The 17089-nt window shown below is 66.7% G+C and carries 18 protein-coding genes and 1 pseudogene; 12 read left to right on the top strand and 7 right to left on the bottom strand.

What is annotated here, in order from left to right:
- Positions 1–78: 78 nt before the first annotated feature.
- From ACFYQ5_RS07165 to ACFYQ5_RS07155, 3 genes are all read left to right on the top strand, one after another.
- Complete coding sequence (locus tag ACFYQ5_RS07165; protein WP_389194317.1) at positions 79–1188, top strand: alkene reductase; 1110 nt, start codon at positions 79–81, stop codon at positions 1186–1188.
- 1209 nt (positions 1189–2397) lie between these two features.
- Positions 2398–2661 (top strand): hypothetical protein, encoded by a 264-nt coding sequence (locus ACFYQ5_RS07160; RefSeq protein WP_389194315.1) that lies wholly within the window; start codon positions 2398–2400, stop codon positions 2659–2661.
- Positions 2658–3104: a hypothetical protein gene (locus tag ACFYQ5_RS07155; RefSeq protein ID WP_389194312.1), complete on the top strand. Its 447-nt coding sequence runs from the start codon at positions 2658–2660 to the stop codon at positions 3102–3104. Before ACFYQ5_RS07160 ends, ACFYQ5_RS07155 begins: the two co-directional genes overlap by 4 nt.
- A 543-nt stretch (positions 3105–3647) precedes the next feature.
- On the opposite strand, the gene ACFYQ5_RS07150 is transcribed toward ACFYQ5_RS07155, so the two are convergent.
- On the bottom strand, positions 3648–4634 hold the full coding sequence (locus tag ACFYQ5_RS07150) for a DUF4387 family protein (RefSeq protein ID WP_389194309.1): 987 nt from the start codon (positions 4632–4634) through the stop codon (positions 3648–3650).
- Positions 4517–5152 (bottom strand): acyclic terpene utilization AtuA family protein, encoded by a 636-nt coding sequence (locus tag ACFYQ5_RS07145; RefSeq protein WP_389194306.1) that lies wholly within the window; start codon positions 5150–5152, stop codon positions 4517–4519. Before ACFYQ5_RS07145 ends, ACFYQ5_RS07150 begins: the two co-directional genes overlap by 118 nt.
- A 296-nt stretch (positions 5153–5448) precedes the next feature.
- Here ACFYQ5_RS07145 and ACFYQ5_RS07140 point away from each other — a divergent pair, with 296 nt between their 5' ends.
- Positions 5449–5769, top strand: coding sequence for a hypothetical protein (locus ACFYQ5_RS07140; protein ID WP_389194303.1), 321 nt, complete (start codon positions 5449–5451; stop codon positions 5767–5769).
- Between the two features lie 191 nt (positions 5770–5960).
- A complete protein-coding gene (locus ACFYQ5_RS07135; RefSeq protein ID WP_389194300.1) occupies positions 5961–6353 on the top strand; it encodes a hypothetical protein in 393 nt (130 codons plus the stop codon).
- Between the two features lie 93 nt (positions 6354–6446).
- Here the strand turns inward: ACFYQ5_RS07135 and ACFYQ5_RS07130 are convergent, their stop codons facing one another.
- The gene (locus tag ACFYQ5_RS07130; protein ID WP_389194297.1) at positions 6447–7664 is read right to left on the bottom strand and encodes an IS110 family transposase; all 1218 of its coding nucleotides are present in this window, start codon (positions 7662–7664) and stop codon (positions 6447–6449) included.
- 321 nt (positions 7665–7985) lie between these two features.
- Between ACFYQ5_RS07130 and ACFYQ5_RS07125 the strand changes: the two genes are divergently transcribed.
- Positions 7986–8270 (top strand): hypothetical protein, encoded by a 285-nt coding sequence (locus ACFYQ5_RS07125; RefSeq protein ID WP_389194294.1) that lies wholly within the window; start codon positions 7986–7988, stop codon positions 8268–8270.
- 322 nt (positions 8271–8592) lie between these two features.
- Here the strand turns inward: ACFYQ5_RS07125 and ACFYQ5_RS07120 are convergent, their stop codons facing one another.
- Positions 8593–9123 carry a transposase gene (locus tag ACFYQ5_RS07120; protein WP_389195343.1) on the bottom strand — a complete coding sequence of 177 codons (531 nt, stop codon included), beginning with the start codon at positions 9121–9123 and terminating at the stop codon, positions 8593–8595.
- Between the two features lie 50 nt (positions 9124–9173).
- Positions 9174–9656: a winged helix-turn-helix domain-containing protein gene (locus ACFYQ5_RS07115; RefSeq protein WP_389194291.1), complete on the bottom strand. Its 483-nt coding sequence runs from the start codon at positions 9654–9656 to the stop codon at positions 9174–9176.
- Between the two features lie 836 nt (positions 9657–10492).
- Here ACFYQ5_RS07115 and ACFYQ5_RS07110 point away from each other — a divergent pair.
- From ACFYQ5_RS07110 to ACFYQ5_RS07100, 3 genes are all read left to right on the top strand, one after another.
- Positions 10493–10825 carry a type II toxin-antitoxin system RelE/ParE family toxin gene (locus ACFYQ5_RS07110; RefSeq protein WP_389194288.1) on the top strand — a complete coding sequence of 111 codons (333 nt, stop codon included), beginning with the start codon at positions 10493–10495 and terminating at the stop codon, positions 10823–10825.
- Positions 10822–11160 (top strand): XRE family transcriptional regulator, encoded by a 339-nt coding sequence (locus ACFYQ5_RS07105; protein WP_030585765.1) that lies wholly within the window; start codon positions 10822–10824, stop codon positions 11158–11160. The genes ACFYQ5_RS07110 and ACFYQ5_RS07105 overlap by 4 nt, the downstream gene beginning before the upstream one ends.
- A gap of 698 nt (positions 11161–11858) precedes the next feature.
- Positions 11859–12287, top strand: coding sequence for a hypothetical protein (locus ACFYQ5_RS07100; protein WP_389194285.1), 429 nt, complete (start codon positions 11859–11861; stop codon positions 12285–12287).
- A gap of 98 nt (positions 12288–12385) precedes the next feature.
- On the opposite strand, the gene ACFYQ5_RS07095 is transcribed toward ACFYQ5_RS07100, so the two are convergent.
- Positions 12386–12784, bottom strand: a complete 399-nt coding sequence (locus ACFYQ5_RS07095) for a DUF302 domain-containing protein (RefSeq protein WP_389194282.1) — start codon at positions 12782–12784, stop codon at positions 12386–12388.
- 177 nt (positions 12785–12961) lie between these two features.
- Between ACFYQ5_RS07095 and ACFYQ5_RS07090 the strand changes: the two are divergent.
- From ACFYQ5_RS07090 to ACFYQ5_RS07080, 3 genes and pseudogenes are all read left to right on the top strand, one after another.
- A pseudogene (locus ACFYQ5_RS07090) lies at positions 12962–13258 on the top strand (transposase); the annotation flags it as partial.
- Positions 13259–14480: 1222 nt separating this feature from the next.
- Positions 14481–14762, top strand: coding sequence for a type II toxin-antitoxin system Phd/YefM family antitoxin (locus tag ACFYQ5_RS07085; RefSeq protein WP_164493698.1), 282 nt, complete (start codon positions 14481–14483; stop codon positions 14760–14762).
- Positions 14759–15022 carry a Txe/YoeB family addiction module toxin gene (locus ACFYQ5_RS07080; protein ID WP_257849240.1) on the top strand — a complete coding sequence of 88 codons (264 nt, stop codon included), beginning with the start codon at positions 14759–14761 and terminating at the stop codon, positions 15020–15022. Before ACFYQ5_RS07085 ends, ACFYQ5_RS07080 begins: the two co-directional genes overlap by 4 nt.
- A 521-nt stretch (positions 15023–15543) precedes the next feature.
- On the opposite strand, the gene ACFYQ5_RS07075 is transcribed toward ACFYQ5_RS07080, so the two are convergent.
- Positions 15544–16857, bottom strand: coding sequence for an IS701 family transposase (locus ACFYQ5_RS07075; protein ID WP_389195341.1), 1314 nt, complete (start codon positions 16855–16857; stop codon positions 15544–15546).
- Positions 16858–17089 lie beyond the last annotated feature (232 nt).

Raw genomic sequence — 17089 nt, 5'->3', positions numbered from 1 at the left:
GTTCGGTACTGCCGCAGTGCTTCAGCGGTCGGGTTCCATGTCGTATTCGTGTACTCACCTCAGAACGGAGTCAGATCAGTGACGTCAGCATCGATATCCGAGGGAAAATCTCTCTTCAGGCCTGTTTCCCTCGGTGACATCGAGCTTGCGAACCGCGTCGTCATGGCCCCGCTGACTCGGATGCGCTCGGGGCCCTCCGGAGTCCCAGGTGACCTGGTGATCGAGCACTACAGGCAGCGAGCGAGCCTTGGACTGATCGTCACCGAGGGCGTCTACCCCAGCCACGAGTCACAGGCCTTCGTGGGGCAGCCAGGCATCGTCACTGACGAACAAATGCTGGGCTGGCGGCGGGTGGCCGACGCGGTGCACGCTCAAGCCGGCCGCATCGTGATGCAGATCGTGCACGCCGGCCGCGTCACCCACCCTGATGTCAACGGCGGCCGGCGCATCCTGGCTCCCAGCGCGATCGCGATCAGCGGCGAGGGACACACAGAGAAGGGCAAGCAGCCCTACCCGGTGCCGCAAGCACTGACCGCCGCTGAGGCCGGAACAGTTCTTGAGGACTTCGTCGCCGCCTCCCGCCGGGCGATCGAGTCCGGTATGGACGGCGTGGAGATCCATGCCGCCAACGGATACCTGCTGCACGAGTTCCTGGCCCCGGCGTCCAACCGGCGCACCGACAGGTACGGGGGCACGCCGACGAACCGGGCCCGCTTCGCCCTCGAAGTGGTGACGGCGGTCGCGACGGCCATCGGCGCCGGACGAGTCGGGCTCCGCATCTCACCCGAACGCAACATCAAGGATGTCCTGGAACCCGACAGGGACGAGGTCCTGGCTACCTACGGCCGACTGCTGGACCACCTGCGCCCGCTGGGTCTGGCCTACCTATCCGTCCTGCACGAGGAGTTGCAGGGACGCCTGGTCCAGGAGCTGCGCCGACGCTTCGGCGGGAAGTTGATGGCCAACAGCGGCTCCCTCTCGATCACCTCGCGCGAAGAAGCAGTGCGGCTGATCGAGGCCGCCTACGCCGATGTCGTGGCCGTGGGCCGAGCCGCCATAGCCAACCCCGACCTGGCCGAACGCTGGCAGGGGGGACATCCGGAGAACGAGCCGCGCCCGGCACTCTTCTACACAGCCGGCGCCGAGGGGTACACCGACTACCCGACCACCCAGGCGAACCGAGCCTGAAATGACTGAGGTGGCGGCTATCGGGTGGGCCTCTATGAGGATGCGCCGGGGTGGTGCTACGCCGCTGTTGCCGGACACCACCCGCCATAGCTCGGCGGCGCAATGAGCTGGAGCCCGGTGACAACCAGGATCTCGACATCGCAGCCCTACGCGACGGGGTCCGCCTGGCCAGCGATGTCCTGGTGCGCCTCGGAGGGCGCACCAGGCAAACCGGTGGGCGGCCCACGAGGGACGTCGTCATCCTGTGACGCCTCGATCCCGGTGTCGCAGGGGAGAGACCGGCGGCGCCCTCAGAGGCACCGGTGATGCACGAAGCTGGAAGAAGCCTGCACTCGATATCGAGCTTGGGCCGGCGGCTGACCTTGCCCACAGCCTGTGGCGGGAAGCCCAGGACACGGTTGGCCCCGAAGCAGCCCTCAGCCTCTGCGGGGACATGGCATCGCGTCAGCCCAACACCGATCCGCTGATGCCGGCGACGGCCCCATGGTCCGAAGCCCGTAACTGTCCCGGATCAGTGGCGTTGTTCGGGGCCGGAGGCAACAGTGGAGCACCTGCTCCCACAAGTCGTATGAATGTGGACGGCGCCATCCGCCAAAATTCTTCGACTGGCCTGGTCCATACGGAGGGTGACTGACAGGGGTAAGGGGCGGGTCGGTAACCGAATCGGCGGCGTGCGCTGCGGGCGGGCCATCATGGGTCGCTGAGCGGCAGATGCACCCCAGGCGGATTTCCTCCCGCTACTGGCGCAGGCCGCGCTGTAGCCGTGCGGTACGTACCGCACCGCACCTCCGCTGCCCGGGATCGAGCCGGATGCAGCGGGATCCAACAGGATGTGAATGTCCGCCTCTGTGACGTTTCCGCAGGTGAGAGGCGTCACCCTTTTGGGTTCGAGTCCCACCCGCCCCACCCAGCATCCCCAGACAGAATCGTTCTGACCTGGGGAAACGCGTTTTCTGGGGGCCTTCAGGCTGGTGTTCGCCTCGCAGGGGTGTGGCGAGCGCGGGGTCCCACGCATCCAAGAGGAGTCCCGCATGGCTCTGAACTGGCCTTTTGTGGCGATGTCTCGGTGGGGGCGTCGTTTGAGCGGTCCCACGGCCGCTGATGCCATGCAGATGCGGAGCACCCCTCTACTCGGCCGGCGCGAAAGTGCGCGCACGCGACTGGCGTTTACGTGCCCGTGCGGGTGGGGACGCGTGGCATACTTCGAGTATGGCGACTCGGAAGATCACGATCACGGTGCCGGATGAGCTGGTCGAATCGATCAAGGGGCGGGTCGATGCCCGTGGGGTGTCCGCCTACATCGCGGCAGCCGCGGCCCATCAGGACGCCATGGACCGGCTCCGGGAGCTGACGGACCGCCTGGAGTGCGAGTACGGCTCGGTCACGGCCGAGGAGGAGCGGGCAGCGCTGGAGCGCATCGCGGCCATCGACGACTGGCATGACGAGAAGCGCTCGCCCGGAGCCGCGGCGTGAACCGCTCGAAGCGCGCCGGGGTCCCAGCAGCGCGTCGGCGCGCCTTCGTCCTCGATTCCCAGGCGTTGTCCAAGACGGTCCAGGGTGACCGTCAGATGGCCGCCTTGATCAAGGCGGCGCCACGTCTGGACATCGCTGTCGTCACCAGCGCGCTCACGACCCTGGAGGCGTGGAACCCTCAACAGGGTGCGCGCCAAGGGCTGTGGGACTGGGCGTTGTCCCGGATCGATGTGGAGCACACCGACGACAAGGTGATCTCCCTGGCCCGCAGCATGATGAAAACTGCTGGGCTGCACGGGCACAAGTACGCCATTGATGCCGTCTTGGCTGCCGTAGCCGTCAAGACAGCGGAGCGTGGTTTCGAGGTCACTGTCTTCACATCGGATGTCGACGACATGGACAAGTTCCTGGCGGACCATCCCATTCGGGTGGAAAGAGTCTGACCGCAGGAGTCGGACCCCTCTGCACCGGGTACAGAGGGCGGGCCAACCGCGCAACGGTTGTTGGTTCTCGGCTCGGTACGGACTGTGCTGCCCCGACCGCCCGTGCGCCGGGTCGAACTTCGGCCACGTGTGAACTCGCGGCACTCGCCCCAAACGCCTTGTCGCCCCGCAGCGGAGTAGCTCCGGCGTCGCCGGATGGTCTCCGGTCAGTCTTCTGCGCCCGGTATGGGGGATGGCGGGCCGAGACGTCGTAGGCCATCTCTGCGGGGATGGCGGGCCGAGACGTCGTAGGCCATCTCTGCGGGGATGGCGTCCAGAGTGCCGACTGCGCGGCCGGGCACGAGCACGTTCTCAGTCGTCAGCGGCCGACGCGCCATCGCATGGGGCTTCGTGGGCGGTGCGGACGCGGACCAGCAGTGAACGCAGGGTGCTGCTCGCGAGGGGTGAGGTCTGCCCTGCCGTCGACGAGGAGCATGCTCTGGAACGATGCTTGCCGCGGATCGACCACGGCCGTTCGTGCGACCAGGCGCTGATCGTTCAGGCTCAGAGCGGGTGGCCCCGCCCGACCGTTGCCGTACTGGCGGCTGGTCGTCTGGGGGCGACTTCCATGTCCATGAGGGGTGCGTACTGCTGCCCGGCGTAGCAGTCGGTGTCGCGCAGTTCGCCCTGTACCGCTGGACGTGGCAGGGACACCTTCACGGCGAGGGGGTGGTTGACCAGGAGGATGTTGTCGGGGGCGGTGTTGTAGAGGGTGGCGAAGAGCTGCTTGTTGAGGAACCCGGTGGCCACCAGGGCCTCGTAGGTCTGTTCGGTGGGGGTGACGCCGGTGGTGACGTGGTTGAGGGTGAAGCGGTACAGCGGTCCTCGGTCCATTTCGGGTGGGGAGTAGGGGTAGGCGAGGGTGGAGACCAGGCCGTCGTACTCGGGAATCGGCAGGTGGCTGCTGGCGTGGGCGACGAACGTGGCGACGGCGTGGGCGGTGGCCTGGTCCGGCGCGGTGACGGTGATGAGCACTCCGAGTTCCCGCGGATCCAGCGGGTCGGGCTCGTGGCCCGCGAGAACAGCGCCGGTGCCATAGAGGCGGTAGTCGATGTCGACGTCGGCGGGGTCGACCTTGCCGCCGAAGATGTCGGCGATTTTGGCGTCGAAGTAGTGCTTGGCCATGGGCAGGAGTTCGGGAAGGGTCTTGATGACGATCCGGTCGCGGACTCCGCCGATGATGACGGTCTGGTAGCCGACGAGCTCGGCGCCTTCCAGCTTGTTGGTGTAGCCGTCGGCGGGCACGTAGCGGGCTCCACGGACTCGGACGGTTCTGTCGTCGACGGCCTCGTAGGTGGCGTCGGTGGTGTCCAGGACTCCGGAGGGCTCGGCGATGTGGAAGGGGTCGGCGTTCTCGTACAGGGTGTGCGCCGCTACCGACCGTGGGGTGAGGCGGCTGCCGTCGGCAAGGGCGGTGACGTCGAAGTGGTCCTCGCGCAGAGTGACGAGCAGGCCGTCCGCGGACGGGGGATGGCGCAGGCGGCACCGCATTCGATGGTCTTGGCCATGTGCCAGGTCAGACCGGGGTCGGCGCCCTTGAGATGCGGGACGGCCGCGAACAGGGCGGTGTCGCTGGCGCGGCCGGCGAGGATGACCTCGCAGCCGTCCTTCAGGGCTTCCTGTATGGGTTCGACGCCCATCATGGCGACGGTGTGGCTGCGCTCGAAGAGTTCACGGTCGATCTCGGGGGTGTTGGCGAGAGGGGTGATGCGGCCGGCGTCGTAGAGCTCTCGCAGACGTTCGGGGGGCTGGTCGGAGTAGATCAGGCCGAGTTTGAAGTGCAGCTTCTCCTCGGCGGCTATGGTGCGGGCGATGTTGGCGACCCAGTCGACGCCGATGTCGCGGCCGGAGGTGCCGCAGGAGCCGATGATCAGTGGCACGCCGAGCTGGTCGCGGGCGCGCAGCAGGAGCCGCAGGTCGCGTGTGACGGTTTGGACGGACAGTTTGGGGGTGCCGGAGCCCAGGGCGGCGGGGCCGGAGTCGGTGGAGCCGGCGTCGCAGGCGATCACGCAAGCGGCGTGACTCCCAGGTCGACTACAACAACAAGGTGGGCCGCAGCATCGGCTCCCAGATCACCGCGTGGACGCGCGGGGGAGCGCACACGGCTGCCTGCAAGCGCTGTAAGCGCTGCAAGCGCTGCAAGCGCTGCAAGAAGGCACTGAAGAACGGAAAACTGGCCATGCGTTGACCGGGTGGGCCTTTCACCGCCGGAGGGTGCGGAAACGGCCGCCCGTGCCCTCCGGCGCCATCGATGTACGGAGACACTGCTGTGCGAAACCAAGCTTCTTCCCCGGCCGGGCGGCGTATGCCGGTCACCTGGACGGTGGCCCTCTCGCTCGACTTCGTCCTGACCTGTGTAAGCGCCATGGTTCTGGCGGGCATCGGCCTGCTGATGCCCGCCTTCACCGAGGAATACGACGACTCCACGGCGCTGTGGACGGCGGGCTTCCTCACGGGAGCGGTGATCCTGCTCGGCTCCCTGGCCTTGAGTTTCGTCGTGTTGCGCAGTGACAAGGACGGCACGCGGCGGATCGGACTGCTGCTGTCACTGCTGCGACTGGGCCTGATCGTCCTCACTGCGGTGGGGTACGTCATGTACGGCGTAGTCGTCGTCGAATCGGCCTGAGCTTGACTCTGTCGGGGATCTTGGTTGCGCCGTGAGGCGCTGTGGTTCGAGTGGAGATGGAAGACCATCACCTCCGGCCTGTCGCAGCAGATCGATGTAGCTGAGGGCAGCCTGATCCGGGTGGTGCCGGGGCGGCAGGCGCACCCCTGTACCAGCGCGGGCCATTGCGCCGCGCGCTGCTGGACACCTCTGTGCTGACCACCGATCACCGGCCGCTGCCCCGTCTGCAAGCGCACGGGACCATCCGCGAGGGCAGCACATCCAATGTCAAGGCCAATGGGAAGAAGTACGGCAAGTTCGGCCTGCAGCACATTAAGGACAGGCATGTAGGAAAGGGAAAGAAGTCCAACTGGCGCTCCAGCTCCACTATGCTCAGCGATCTTAAGAAGACGCTCATATCCGGCAAGTGGAGGAACGGATGGGGCGGCATCTACGACGGTGCGTGGAAGGTCACGTACTCGTACTGGACCGGCTGTGGCTGCCGCAAGAAGAAGAAGTACACGGTCACTGCGTTCTACCGCACCACAGCGGCACCTGACGGAAAGTCGCTCGGCGTCACCACCGCCTACATCAACCCCCGCTGACACGTTGTGCGTCGCGGTGGTGGTGGTGGGGGGGCCTCTATGTCGTTCGTCAAGGCGCCCCTGTCGGGTTTGGGGTGGTTCGGGGTGGTGGGGCTATGTGGCGAGTTCGACGCCCTTCGGTGTCCGGGATTCGTAGAAGGTGCCGTCGCGGAGCATGGCGAAGAGGACGCTGATGCGCTGGCGGGCGAGTCGGAGGAGGGCTTGGGTGTGGGTTTTGCCGCGGGCTCGTTGCTTGTCGTAGTAGGAGCGGGAGGCCGGATCGGCGTTCATGCAGGCGAAGGCGGAGAGGGACATCGCGCGTTTGAGCTGCCGGTTGCCGCCTCGGGGCGCGTGTTCGCCGTGGATCGAGGTCCCGGACTGCCGGGTGGTCGGGGCGAGGCCGGCGTAGGAGGCAAGGTGGGCGGCAGTGGGGAAGCTGGTGCCGTCGCCGACGGTGGTCAGCAGGACTGCGGCGGTCCTGACGCCGACGCCGGGCATCGAGGTCAGGACCTGGGAAAGAGGGTGGGCCTCCAGCAGGGTGTTGATCTGTGCTTCGAGGGCCCGGCGCTGTTCGTGGACGGCGGCGAGCGAGCGGGCCAGGGACGGCACCACGATGTCGAGGGTGCCGGTGCCGGGAACGATCACGGTCTGCTCGTCCAGGGCGTCGAAGACGTCGTCGATCAGCCGCACGGCCATGCGCGGGGCCTTGGGCCGGATCAGCTCGACGAGGCGGCGTCGGCCGGCTTTGCGCAGGGCGGCCGGGGAGCCGTGGCGTTCCAGGAGCCAGGTGACGGCCTGGTGATCCAGGCGGGGGCCCAGGACACGCTCCAGGCTGGGGTGGAACTGGGTGAGCAGGCCCCGTATCCGGTTGCTGGTGCGGGTGGCCTCGGCGGCGAGATCCTGGTCGAAGCCGGTCAGCACGGTCAGCTCGGCGGTGATCTCGTCGGTCAGCTCGAGCGAACGCAGGGTGTGCGGCATGGTTCGCGCGGCGTCGGCGATGACGGCCGCGTCCTTGGCGTCGGTCTTCGCCTCGCCCGGGTAGAGGTCGGCGATCCGTCGCATCGCCAGGCCGGGCAGGTAGGCGACGCGGCAGCCGGCGTCGCGGGCGACGGCCGGGGGCAGGGCGCCGATGGAGGCGGGCTGGTCCACGATGACCAGCACGGTGCCGAACTTCGCGGACAGTTTGTCGAACACGGCCCGCAGCTTCGGCTCGCTGTTGGGCAGCGGCTTGTCGAAGATCTTCTTCCCGGCCGGGGTGAGCCCGTGCCCGTGGTGGGCGGACTTGCCGACGTCCAGGCCGAGGAACACGCCCACGTCTTGAATCTCGAACATCGCACCCCTCCAAGGGCGTTGACGGTGCCGGCCTCGGCTCGGGTGTCGTGCTCGCGCATCCACGTTATGCAGACCTGCCGCCCGCGAACTGTCCGGCATTGCGCCGGACCGGACGGTGGCCGGACCTCTGATCAGCGTCTCCGACGAACACCCCCGGACCCGGGGACACCACCCCCCAGGTCATGCCTTCGACAGGGGGACACAGTCATGCCGGGCCCGGAGGCCAGCGGCCCCGTTGCAGGACCGCGAAAAACATAACGGGGATGGGACCTCCCGCCACCGCGGCATCCCGTGCAGCCTCCACGGAAAAGGTTTCTTGACATGCAGCCACTGGACTCGCCCGACGCCCTTTTGTATTCCACTACTGAAGGCATCGCTCGGCGGCTGGTTAAGGAGGGGCGGCCAATCACGTCGATGACATCGGTTCTAGAACTCATCGGCAACGACGAAACGGAATTGGCCTTGGATGAACTAGTGCGAATCATCGAGTACTTCCGTATCTCGATTATGCAGGAGGAGTACAGCTGTCTTGTCGCGGCTGCGACCCGATTGGACTCCATGGACTCGCTGCTGGAAACAGGTGTCGACCGATTCATCATCACGTGAAGCGGGACTGCTGCGCGATGTGGTGAACGCAGCCCCTGCAGGGCTCGGCCGGCCGGCTCTGCCCTGATCGGTGCAGTAGCCCTCGAGCGTGGTCATCCGAACGAACAATGGACTGCCTTGGCGCGCAGCCCGCCGTTCACGATGGAGCGTAACCGTGCGCGGCAGCCCGATTCCAGCGGTGCCCTCTGCAACGCGGCGGCGATCCGGTGATGCCGAAGACGAGATCGTTTCCTACTTCTCGAGAGCGGTGCTCGTTCGGGGTGGATACGAACCGGTGTGGCGAACGCCTACTGAGGTTGAACTCGGGATGTCGTGCGGCTGGTCAGGTGGGTCGGATGGTCAGGCCGGTCTCGGTGAGACAGCCGTCTATGAGGTGGCTGCGGTACTGGATGTGCCGCAGGCCGCGCCGGACGGTCTGGATGAGGTGTTCCGGGGTGCTGAAAGCGACGTTGGAGAGCCAGCCGCGCCGCAGGAGGGACCAGATGCCTTCGACGGGGTTGAGGTCGGGTGCGTAGGGCGGCAGGTAGTGGATGGTCAGCCAGTCGCGGGATTCGGCGAACTCCCGCAGACCTGCGGCTTTGTGGACGTTGAGGTTGTCCCAGATGAGGACGATGGGGCCGTCGAGTTGCTGGTGGGCGGCGATCAGCAGGTCCCGGTAGTCGCGCCAGGAGAAACTTTTGCGCCCGTCACGGTTGCCGTCGTCGCGGCGGGGCCGGTAGATCAGCCTCGATCGGTGGCCGGGTTTGTAGCAGGTCAGCGCGGCTATGGAGAGTCGGCGGCGGGAACGGCCGCGGACCCGGACCACCGGGGTGCGGCCGCGCTGGGACCAGGTCCTGGCGTGCGGCGGCGTCATGGAGAAGCCGGCTTCGTCCTCGAAGACCAGCCAGGCCCCATGGGCCGCCGCTAGCCTTCCGCGCGGGGCCACACCTCCTTGACCCACCCCGCGACCGCGTCGTCCCGCTCCATGGCACGACGGGCCGGGACCTGGCAGGACCAGCCGTTGCGCACCAACAGCTTCCGCACACCCTGGATCGTGTACGTCAGGTGAAAGCGCCGGCCGATCACCGTTTTGACCCGGGCCAGAGTCCAGCGCTGGTCCTGCCAGCCGTGCGCGGCCGGCCCCTTGGCCAGCTCCGCCTCCAGCTGAGCGAACTGCCGATCGCTGAGCCTTGGCAGGGACGCCGGCCCCTGCGACCGCAGGGATCGCGGGCCGCCCTCGGCCCACGCGTGACGCCATCGCTGGACCGAACGGACACTGACCCGCAGATCTCTGGCGATCGCGGTACTGCCCTCACCCCGGGCGAACCGCTCGGCCGCCTGGAGCCGTAACTCTTCGCGGAACTGCTGCCGTTCGGCGGTCAGCCCGCCCCCCTGTGGATACCGCATGCCTTCGGTGATACCGCAGCCGACGGCCAGCCGTCACCCCCTACGACACCACGCGTTCAATCTCAGTAACCGACCCCCGTTCGAGCCGGACCGAGCGGGACGCAGCCGGATGGAAACGGGCCGCTTTGCCTGTTGTTTTTGCATCGTCGCAGGTGAGAGGCGTCACTCTTATGGGTTCGAGTCCCACCCGCCCCACCCAGCATCCCCAGGAAGAATCGTTCTGACCTGGGTAAACGCGTTTTTCTGGGCGTTTTTGCGTGCAGCGTTTACCGTGAGGTGCAGCGAACGTGAGGCATCGGTCCTTCAAGACAGGCCTTGCGCGGCTGTGAACTGGTCTTTTGTGGCCCTGGCCTCTGTGGGAGCGTTAAGGGCGGCCCCACGGCCGCTGAGGCCGGATTGTGGGACTCGGCGGGTAAGTGCGGCACCGGTCTCCGGAGCCCTTTCGATCACCCCCGGGCCGTGCGGGCGCCCGGGTGCCGCAGTCGAGCCGTACTGCGGGCGGTCACGTGGGCCCCGCGAAGGGCGGCGGTTCAGAAGATGAGAACGATCCGGCCGCGCAGGCCGCCCGCCTCCAGCAGTCGGTGTGCCTCGACGGCCTCCCCGGCCTCGAGATCACTCATCACGTCAGGAATGAACTGCCGCTTCCAGCTCGGAAGTCACATCGTTCATCACCGTACAGGCACCAGCTCGGCGCAGAGGAGCGCGCCCTCTGTGAGGGCCATAACTTCTCTTGTTATTACATCAGTGGTGTATGCTGCCAGGGTAATAATGTGTAAGTGGGGGGGCGGGCATGGCTTGGAAGATCGTCGTGGCCGAACCGGCTCTTTCGTGGCTTCATGATCTGCGCAGGACTGACCGCGACACCCCTGATTCAGGTCAGCCAGGCGATCACCGCCCTTCAGGAGGAAGGCCCCGCCCTGGGCCGGCCTCTGGTGGACACGATCAAGGGCTCCGTGCTGCCGAACCTCAAGGAGCTCCGCCCTGGCTCCGCAGGAGCTACGGAAGTGAGGTTGTTGTTCGTGTTCGACCCGGAACGCCAAGCCGTGATCCTGGTCGGTGGCGACAAGGCCGGCAACTGGTCCGGCTGGTACCGCGTTGCGGTGCCTCAGGCGGAGCAGGCGTACGCGGAACATCTCAAGCGAATCGACGGAGAGGACGGGGCACGATGACTGATCACCTCAAGGACCCGCAGGCCGTCTCCTGGGCGGATCTGGCCGAGGAGTTCTCCTTCACCGACGCGGAGAAGCACCGCATCCAGAAGGGGGCACAGGCGTTGGTCCTGGCCTCCCGTGTCCACCGCCTCGCCGAGTTGCGGAAGCGGCAGCACACCACACAGGTCCAGGTCGCCGAAGTCATGGGTGTCACTCAGGCCCGCGTCTCACGCATCGAGAAGGGCCAACTGGAGCGCAGTGAGGTCGACACCCTGGCTGCCTATGTCAAGGCGCTCGGCGGCAAGCTGAAGATCGTCGCCGACTTCGGTGATGAGACCTACGTCCTCGGCTGACCCGATGTACACGCGACTCGCGGCAGGTCACGGTCGGACCTGACATCCCCCACGGGCTCAGCGCGGGTGGGCGCCGCTCATTGCGGAGTGTGAGGACGGATGCTGTTGGTTCCCGCCGTGCCTGCCCAAATTCCTGCGGTGCCGTGCAACCTGAGCGATTGCCGCTCCGACGAGGCTGGAGCGGGGAGTGCTCGGTGCCGTGAACCCTGCGGGTTACTGGAAAGGTGGTGCAGCGAACGCTGCACCACCCCCGATCGAGCTGGATCGAGTAGGACGCAACCGGATCGAAAAAGGGGTATAAAGCAGGCACTGGGGTAAAGCCACAGGTGAGACGCGTCACCGATTTGGGTTCGAGGCCCACCCGCCCCACCAGTTTCACTCTGCGGAAGCGTTCTGACCTGCGGAAACGTGGTCGTTGCGCCCTTCGGCACCTCGAATCGGTGCAGCGGATGTGCGGCGTTCTGATTGCTCGTGAGCTTTCGTAGGGCTGTGACCTGGCGCTTTGGCCAGTTCTCCGTGGGATGTGTGGTGGACGGTCCCACGGCCGTCGGGCGGGATGCTCAGCCCCGCCTGGCCCCATCGGGATCGTCCCTCCGTACGTGGCTTGCGAGGTCGAATTCCTGGGTCCTGCGTTCCCGTTACTGACCGGGAACAGGGCATTCCGTAGCCGCCAGGGATGGGCGGAGAAGATCGCGGTGATGAAGACGCCGATCGCCAGGTATCCAGCGGCATACGCGGCCAGGGTGGCGGAAGGGAAGCTGTTGGTGGCGGTCGGTCATGTCCGGGTGGCGCGGGAGCAAGCGAGTGCGCCCAGTGTTTCGGCGCGGCTGCTGGTGCTTGGCGGTGCGATCGCCGCGCAGGCGGTGATCGCACAACTCATGCACGGCGGCGTCGGCATCAACATCCACGCCCCCGTCGACCAGCTTCAGGGCGGCGCTCAGATCATGTACTACTGCGGCGACATCGCCGAGTCACTTCTGGGCGTCGCCCTGGTGGCGACCTGGTGCCCGCAGCCCGCCGGGCGCCGCAGTGCCGGCCGGGGGCGCGGCCCGCGGTGCCGTAAGCCGCTCATCCCCTTTGCTGCCGTCGATGAGTGGCAGCTCTACGAACTACTGCGCGGGCGCTGAAGCCCACCCGAACCCGGGCGCGGCGGGCCCACCGTGCGGAGCCGACGAACCGGTTGCCGAGCAGGCTGGTGCCTTCCGAGGCGCGGCGGCGCATTGCGCTATTCCTTGCCCCCGGTGAGCGCGGACAGGGCGGCGTCCAGTCGGCGGGTGGCTTCCTCGGCGACGGGCTTGAGGGTGTCCTGTCCGGTCAGCGTGACCATGGTGTTGGGGTCGAGGGCCTGGACGGTGATGCGCTCGCCCTCGGATCGGACGACGACGTTGCAGGGCAGCAGCAGGCCGATGGAGCGATCCGCTTCGATCGCCCGGTGTGCCAGGGGTGGGTTGCAGGCGCCGAGGATCAGGTAGTCCTCCATCTCGTGGCCCAGCTTCTCCCGCAATGTGGCCTGCACGTCGATTTCGGTCAGGATCCCGAAGCCCTGTTCGGCCAGTGCCTCGCGCACGGCAGTCACAGTCTGTGCGAAGTCACCGTCCACGTGCACGGTGCGGCTGTAGTTCATGGCCGTTTGCCCTCCTTCTCGTCTGGTGCGCTGATGCGTCCGTAGTTTTACGCCCCTCGCGCGGCAGCGTCGCTCGGCCGGGGAACCGCCGTGCACCGCGACCGAGGCCGCCGGAGAGAAGCTCCGAAAGAGGCCGGTCCTGCCATCAGGGGCATTGCGCAATCGGGATGAGTCCGGTTCGCCGGTCTCTTGAGTGTCGTGGCGTCATGTCCGGTCCCGCGCGACTCCGGCAAGATCAATGGCAATCTCCGCCGCCCTCGCCGCTACAACCGCCGACTCCAACGCGTCTTCTACATCTCCGCGTTGTTCAGCATCCGTCACTGCGAGGACTCGCGCCGGTTTTACGAACGCAAGCGCGCCGAAGGCAAACGACACATCCAAGCCGTCCTCGCCCTGGCACGCCGCCGCGTCAACGTCCTCTGGGCCCTCCTCCGCGACGGACGGACCTACGAACCCCAGCCGCCCACAGCTTGACAGACCGCATGAGGAATCAGTGAGACGCCCTCACCTACGGGACGGTCTGTGATGCTGCGACACAGACTGCCGGACAGTCCCCCGCCCGTTGGCGTGGAACGCCACGGTCACCATTGCTCGATGGCGGACGCCTGCGCACACGGAACCGGCCGCCGCTCGGTCGGAGAAGGAGACGTCGGCGCCCGCCCTTCCTAGCCCGACCAAGGACCTCGCCCTCAGGTCCTGCCCCGGGCACCGCAGAACAGACGGAACTCGACTTCATGAAGCAGCGCAACGGTACTGCTGACACGACTGCACCGCGCCTCCACGGAACGCTGCCCCCGACGAGCGCCAGTACCTCCCCGACAAAGACCGCGCCGGAAATGCCCCCTTCCCCGTCAAGGAGGACGACAGAGCCAGAAAGGTGTGGGTGACCAGGCATCTCGCCGTTCAGACGGCCGTGGGAGCAACCACCACGCATCCCACCGAGGAGCGACCAAAAACCCAGTTCACAGACCTATGGCATGCACTGGGGGCCTCAGAACGCTGCACGCCGCTGCACCGATTCGGGGTGCCCGCGTCCGCGAAAACAGCGTTTCCGCAGGTCAGAACGTTTCCGCAGGGAAAAACTGGTGAGGCGGGTGGGACTCGAACCCAAATCGGTGACGCGTCTCACCTGCGGTTACCTCTAGGAGTCCGACATACCCACCTGTTTCCATCCGGCTGCATCCTACTCGATCCGACTCCAGCGGGTTGCGGTGCAGCGTTCGCCGCACCGACCCGAGAGGCACATGAGGCCGCATCCGGGCCGTCCGATCACGTTCCTCTCAACCGCACTGAGCGGAAGTCTCGCTTCCGGCCGCCAGACCGACCAGAGAACCTGAGACATCGGCCAGCCGAACGTCCGGCATAACCATCAGTAACGGTTCATCGAACGCCACCGAAGACTGCCGCAGACGCGGGTCAAGGAGCACGCCCCCCAACTGCGCCCGCCGCGAACGCCGCCAACTCCGCGCAGGCGAAGTCCGCTACCACCATGTCCGTAAGTGATCATTCCCGAGTTCGCGACGATCACGCTCATGGAGCGGGTCGACCTCGAAAACGACGAGGCCACCACACCAACTGAGCCGCCCGACGGGCTCTGCCGCACCCCAATGTCACCGAAGGCTGAACCGCATGGCCGTCCGGAGGTGGATCGCGATCAGCCGCACGGAGATCCTCTCTGTACGTTATCGTGTACGTCATGAAGACGATGAGTGTCACCGAGCTACGCGCGGGCATCGCCGACGCCCTCGACGCGGTGGAGAACGACGCCGAGGAACTGGTCATCACCCGGACTGGCCATGAGCCGATGGTCGTCGTCTCGCTCGCCGAGTACGAGGCACTGAAAGAGACCGATTACCTGCTGCGGTCGCCCGCGATGGCCGAGCGCCTGCGCAGGTCCATCGAGCAGGACCGGGCCGGCCAGGGTGCACTTCGCGAGCTGGTGGATCCCGATGACGAGGCCGGGCGGGGCGCCGCGTGAAGGTGCTGTTCGTCGACGACGGCTGGAACGATTACCTGTGGTGGCAGGGGAACGACCGCAAAATACTGAAGCGCATCAACCAGCTGATCGCCGACATCGACCGGGGCGGCCACGAAGGAATCGGCAAGCCCGAACCGCTGCGGAACGACCTCTCCGGCTACTGGTCGCGGCGCATCAACTCCGAACACCGACTGGTGTACCGCATCGATGAGAACACCATCATCCACGTGGTGGCGTGCCGCTTCCACTACGAACGGTGAACCAGGCGCATACCCACGGGCCATGCCTCGGCTCTTGACAGCACCCGTCAGCCTTCGCAGGACGCAGGCACGGGCTCACGATCCACGTGACCAGGGCGCGACCGTTTGCTCGGGGCGTATCGGACGCTGAGCATGGTCGTGATCCCCTGCTCCATGATGACCTCGCGGGCATCCGCTCCTGGAAGCGAGCATCGCCCCTACCCACCGCGGAAGGTCAGGAATCCAGGCGACGCGCGCTCAGCCAGGCGACCGTCTCCGGGTCGCGGTGGTCGAAGAAGAGCTACGTGCCGGCTTCCGGGGTGGCGATGGCGTCCCTCTGGGCCTCGGTGAGCTCCAAGTCGAAGGCGTCGATGTTCTCCGGCGCCCAACGAGACCCCCCGTCAGCAGGAGGCGTTCGACAACCCCATGCACCAAAACCCACACCGGTCACACCGGTGAGGTGCACTCAGTGGCGGTCTCGCCTGACGGAACCCGGCTCGCCACTAGTACTGCAACCGTGTTTGGCGTGATGGTGGTTCAGGTCAGGGGTTGTGGCCTCGTCGTTTGTAGTGGCTGATGCGTGCTCGGTGTTGTGCTTGTCGTCGCCAGTGGGACCAGTGCAGGACATGGGCGATCGGGGGAAGGAGGCGTGCGGTGAGGTGTGCGGTCAGGCGGCGGATCTCGGGCAGGCTCAGCGGGACGAGGTGCTGGTCACCGGGTTGTGATCCCCTTTTTTTGAGCTCCTGTGAGCGGACCGTGGTCAGGTAGGCGTGGGCCGCCATGGCGAGGGTGATCCGGTACCAGGCGTGGTATTTGCGGACCTGGTAGTGGTCGAGGCCGCATTCGTTCTTCGCGGTCTGGAAGCACTCCTCGATCGTCCACCGGCGGCCGGCCACGGCCAGGAGGGTGTTCAGGGTGGCGCCTTCGGGTGCGAAGCACACGTAGTAGGCGATCTCGGTGGGATCGGTGATGCTGCGGCGGGCCAGGACCCAGTGCTCGACGCCCTCCTCGCGCCAGGGGCGGATCGGGGCCCGGGCCCAGTCGTAGACACGCTCGCCGTGGGCTCCCCGCCCGCACGAACGGCGCTTCCACGCCTGCCGGGGCAGGCCGGCGACCAGCTCGTCCACGGGGTGGTCCATGCGTGAGGCGGTGACGACGGTGTCGGTGCGGCGGGTCGCCAGCACGTGGAACGCCCCGCGCTGTTCGAGCCAGTACCGCAAGCCCTTGACCTGCCCGTATGCCTCATCAGCGGTCAGCCACGCGAACGGCACCCGGGCCGCGAGGGCCCGCTCGCTCATGGCCTTGGCGTGCTCGTTCTTCGTGGCGAAGGCGACCTCGTCGGGGACCGCGGCAGTGCGGCAGCGGTCCCGGTCCTCGGTCCAGGACGCGGGCAGGTACAGCTCCCGGTCGATCAACGTGTGACCGGCATCGGTGGCGTAGGCCAGGAAGGTGCCGACCTGGCTGTTCTCGACCCGGCCCGCCGTGCCGGTGTACTGACGTTGGACCCCGGCCGAACGGGTCCCCTTCTTCAAAAACCCCGTGTCGTCCACAACGAGCACCGCCTGCGGATCACCGAGATGCTCGATCACGAACTCCCGGATATCGTCGCGGACTTCGTCAGCGTCCCAGTCGCACGTATTGAGCAGTCGCTGCAAGCGGTCCGGCCGGTCATGCCCTGCCTGCTCAGCGACTGTCCACGCGTTCTTCCGCTCCAGCGACGACACCAGCCCGCTCATATAGGCCAACGCCGACTCCCGGGGCTCCGAGCGCTGAAAACGGTGCACGAACCGCTCATGCACCTCCTTCAACCCTGCCGCCCACCGCCACACGTCACCGACTCCGACATCCCCACCCATGACAGGAACAACGACCACGACGACACATCGTCACGCCAAACACGGTTGCAGTACTAGGACCCCATACCGAGATGCGCTCCACCGGCGACATCGAGAGAGACGCCGGTGATGTACCGGTTGGCCCGGTCCGTGAGGAAGGGTCTATCAGGATTCAGGTGTGGTTCGTCTTTTTGGCCTACGGGTTTCTGGTTGGGCTGTGCGGCCTACACTCGTCCGGCGGTAAGGCGGCCGT

Source organism: Streptomyces sp. NPDC005794 (genome assembly GCF_042871445.1).
GTDB lineage: Bacteria > Actinomycetota > Actinomycetes > Streptomycetales > Streptomycetaceae > Streptomyces.
The sequence above is the reverse complement of the archived record's forward strand: the minus strand, read 5'-3'. Positions and strand labels throughout refer to the sequence as shown.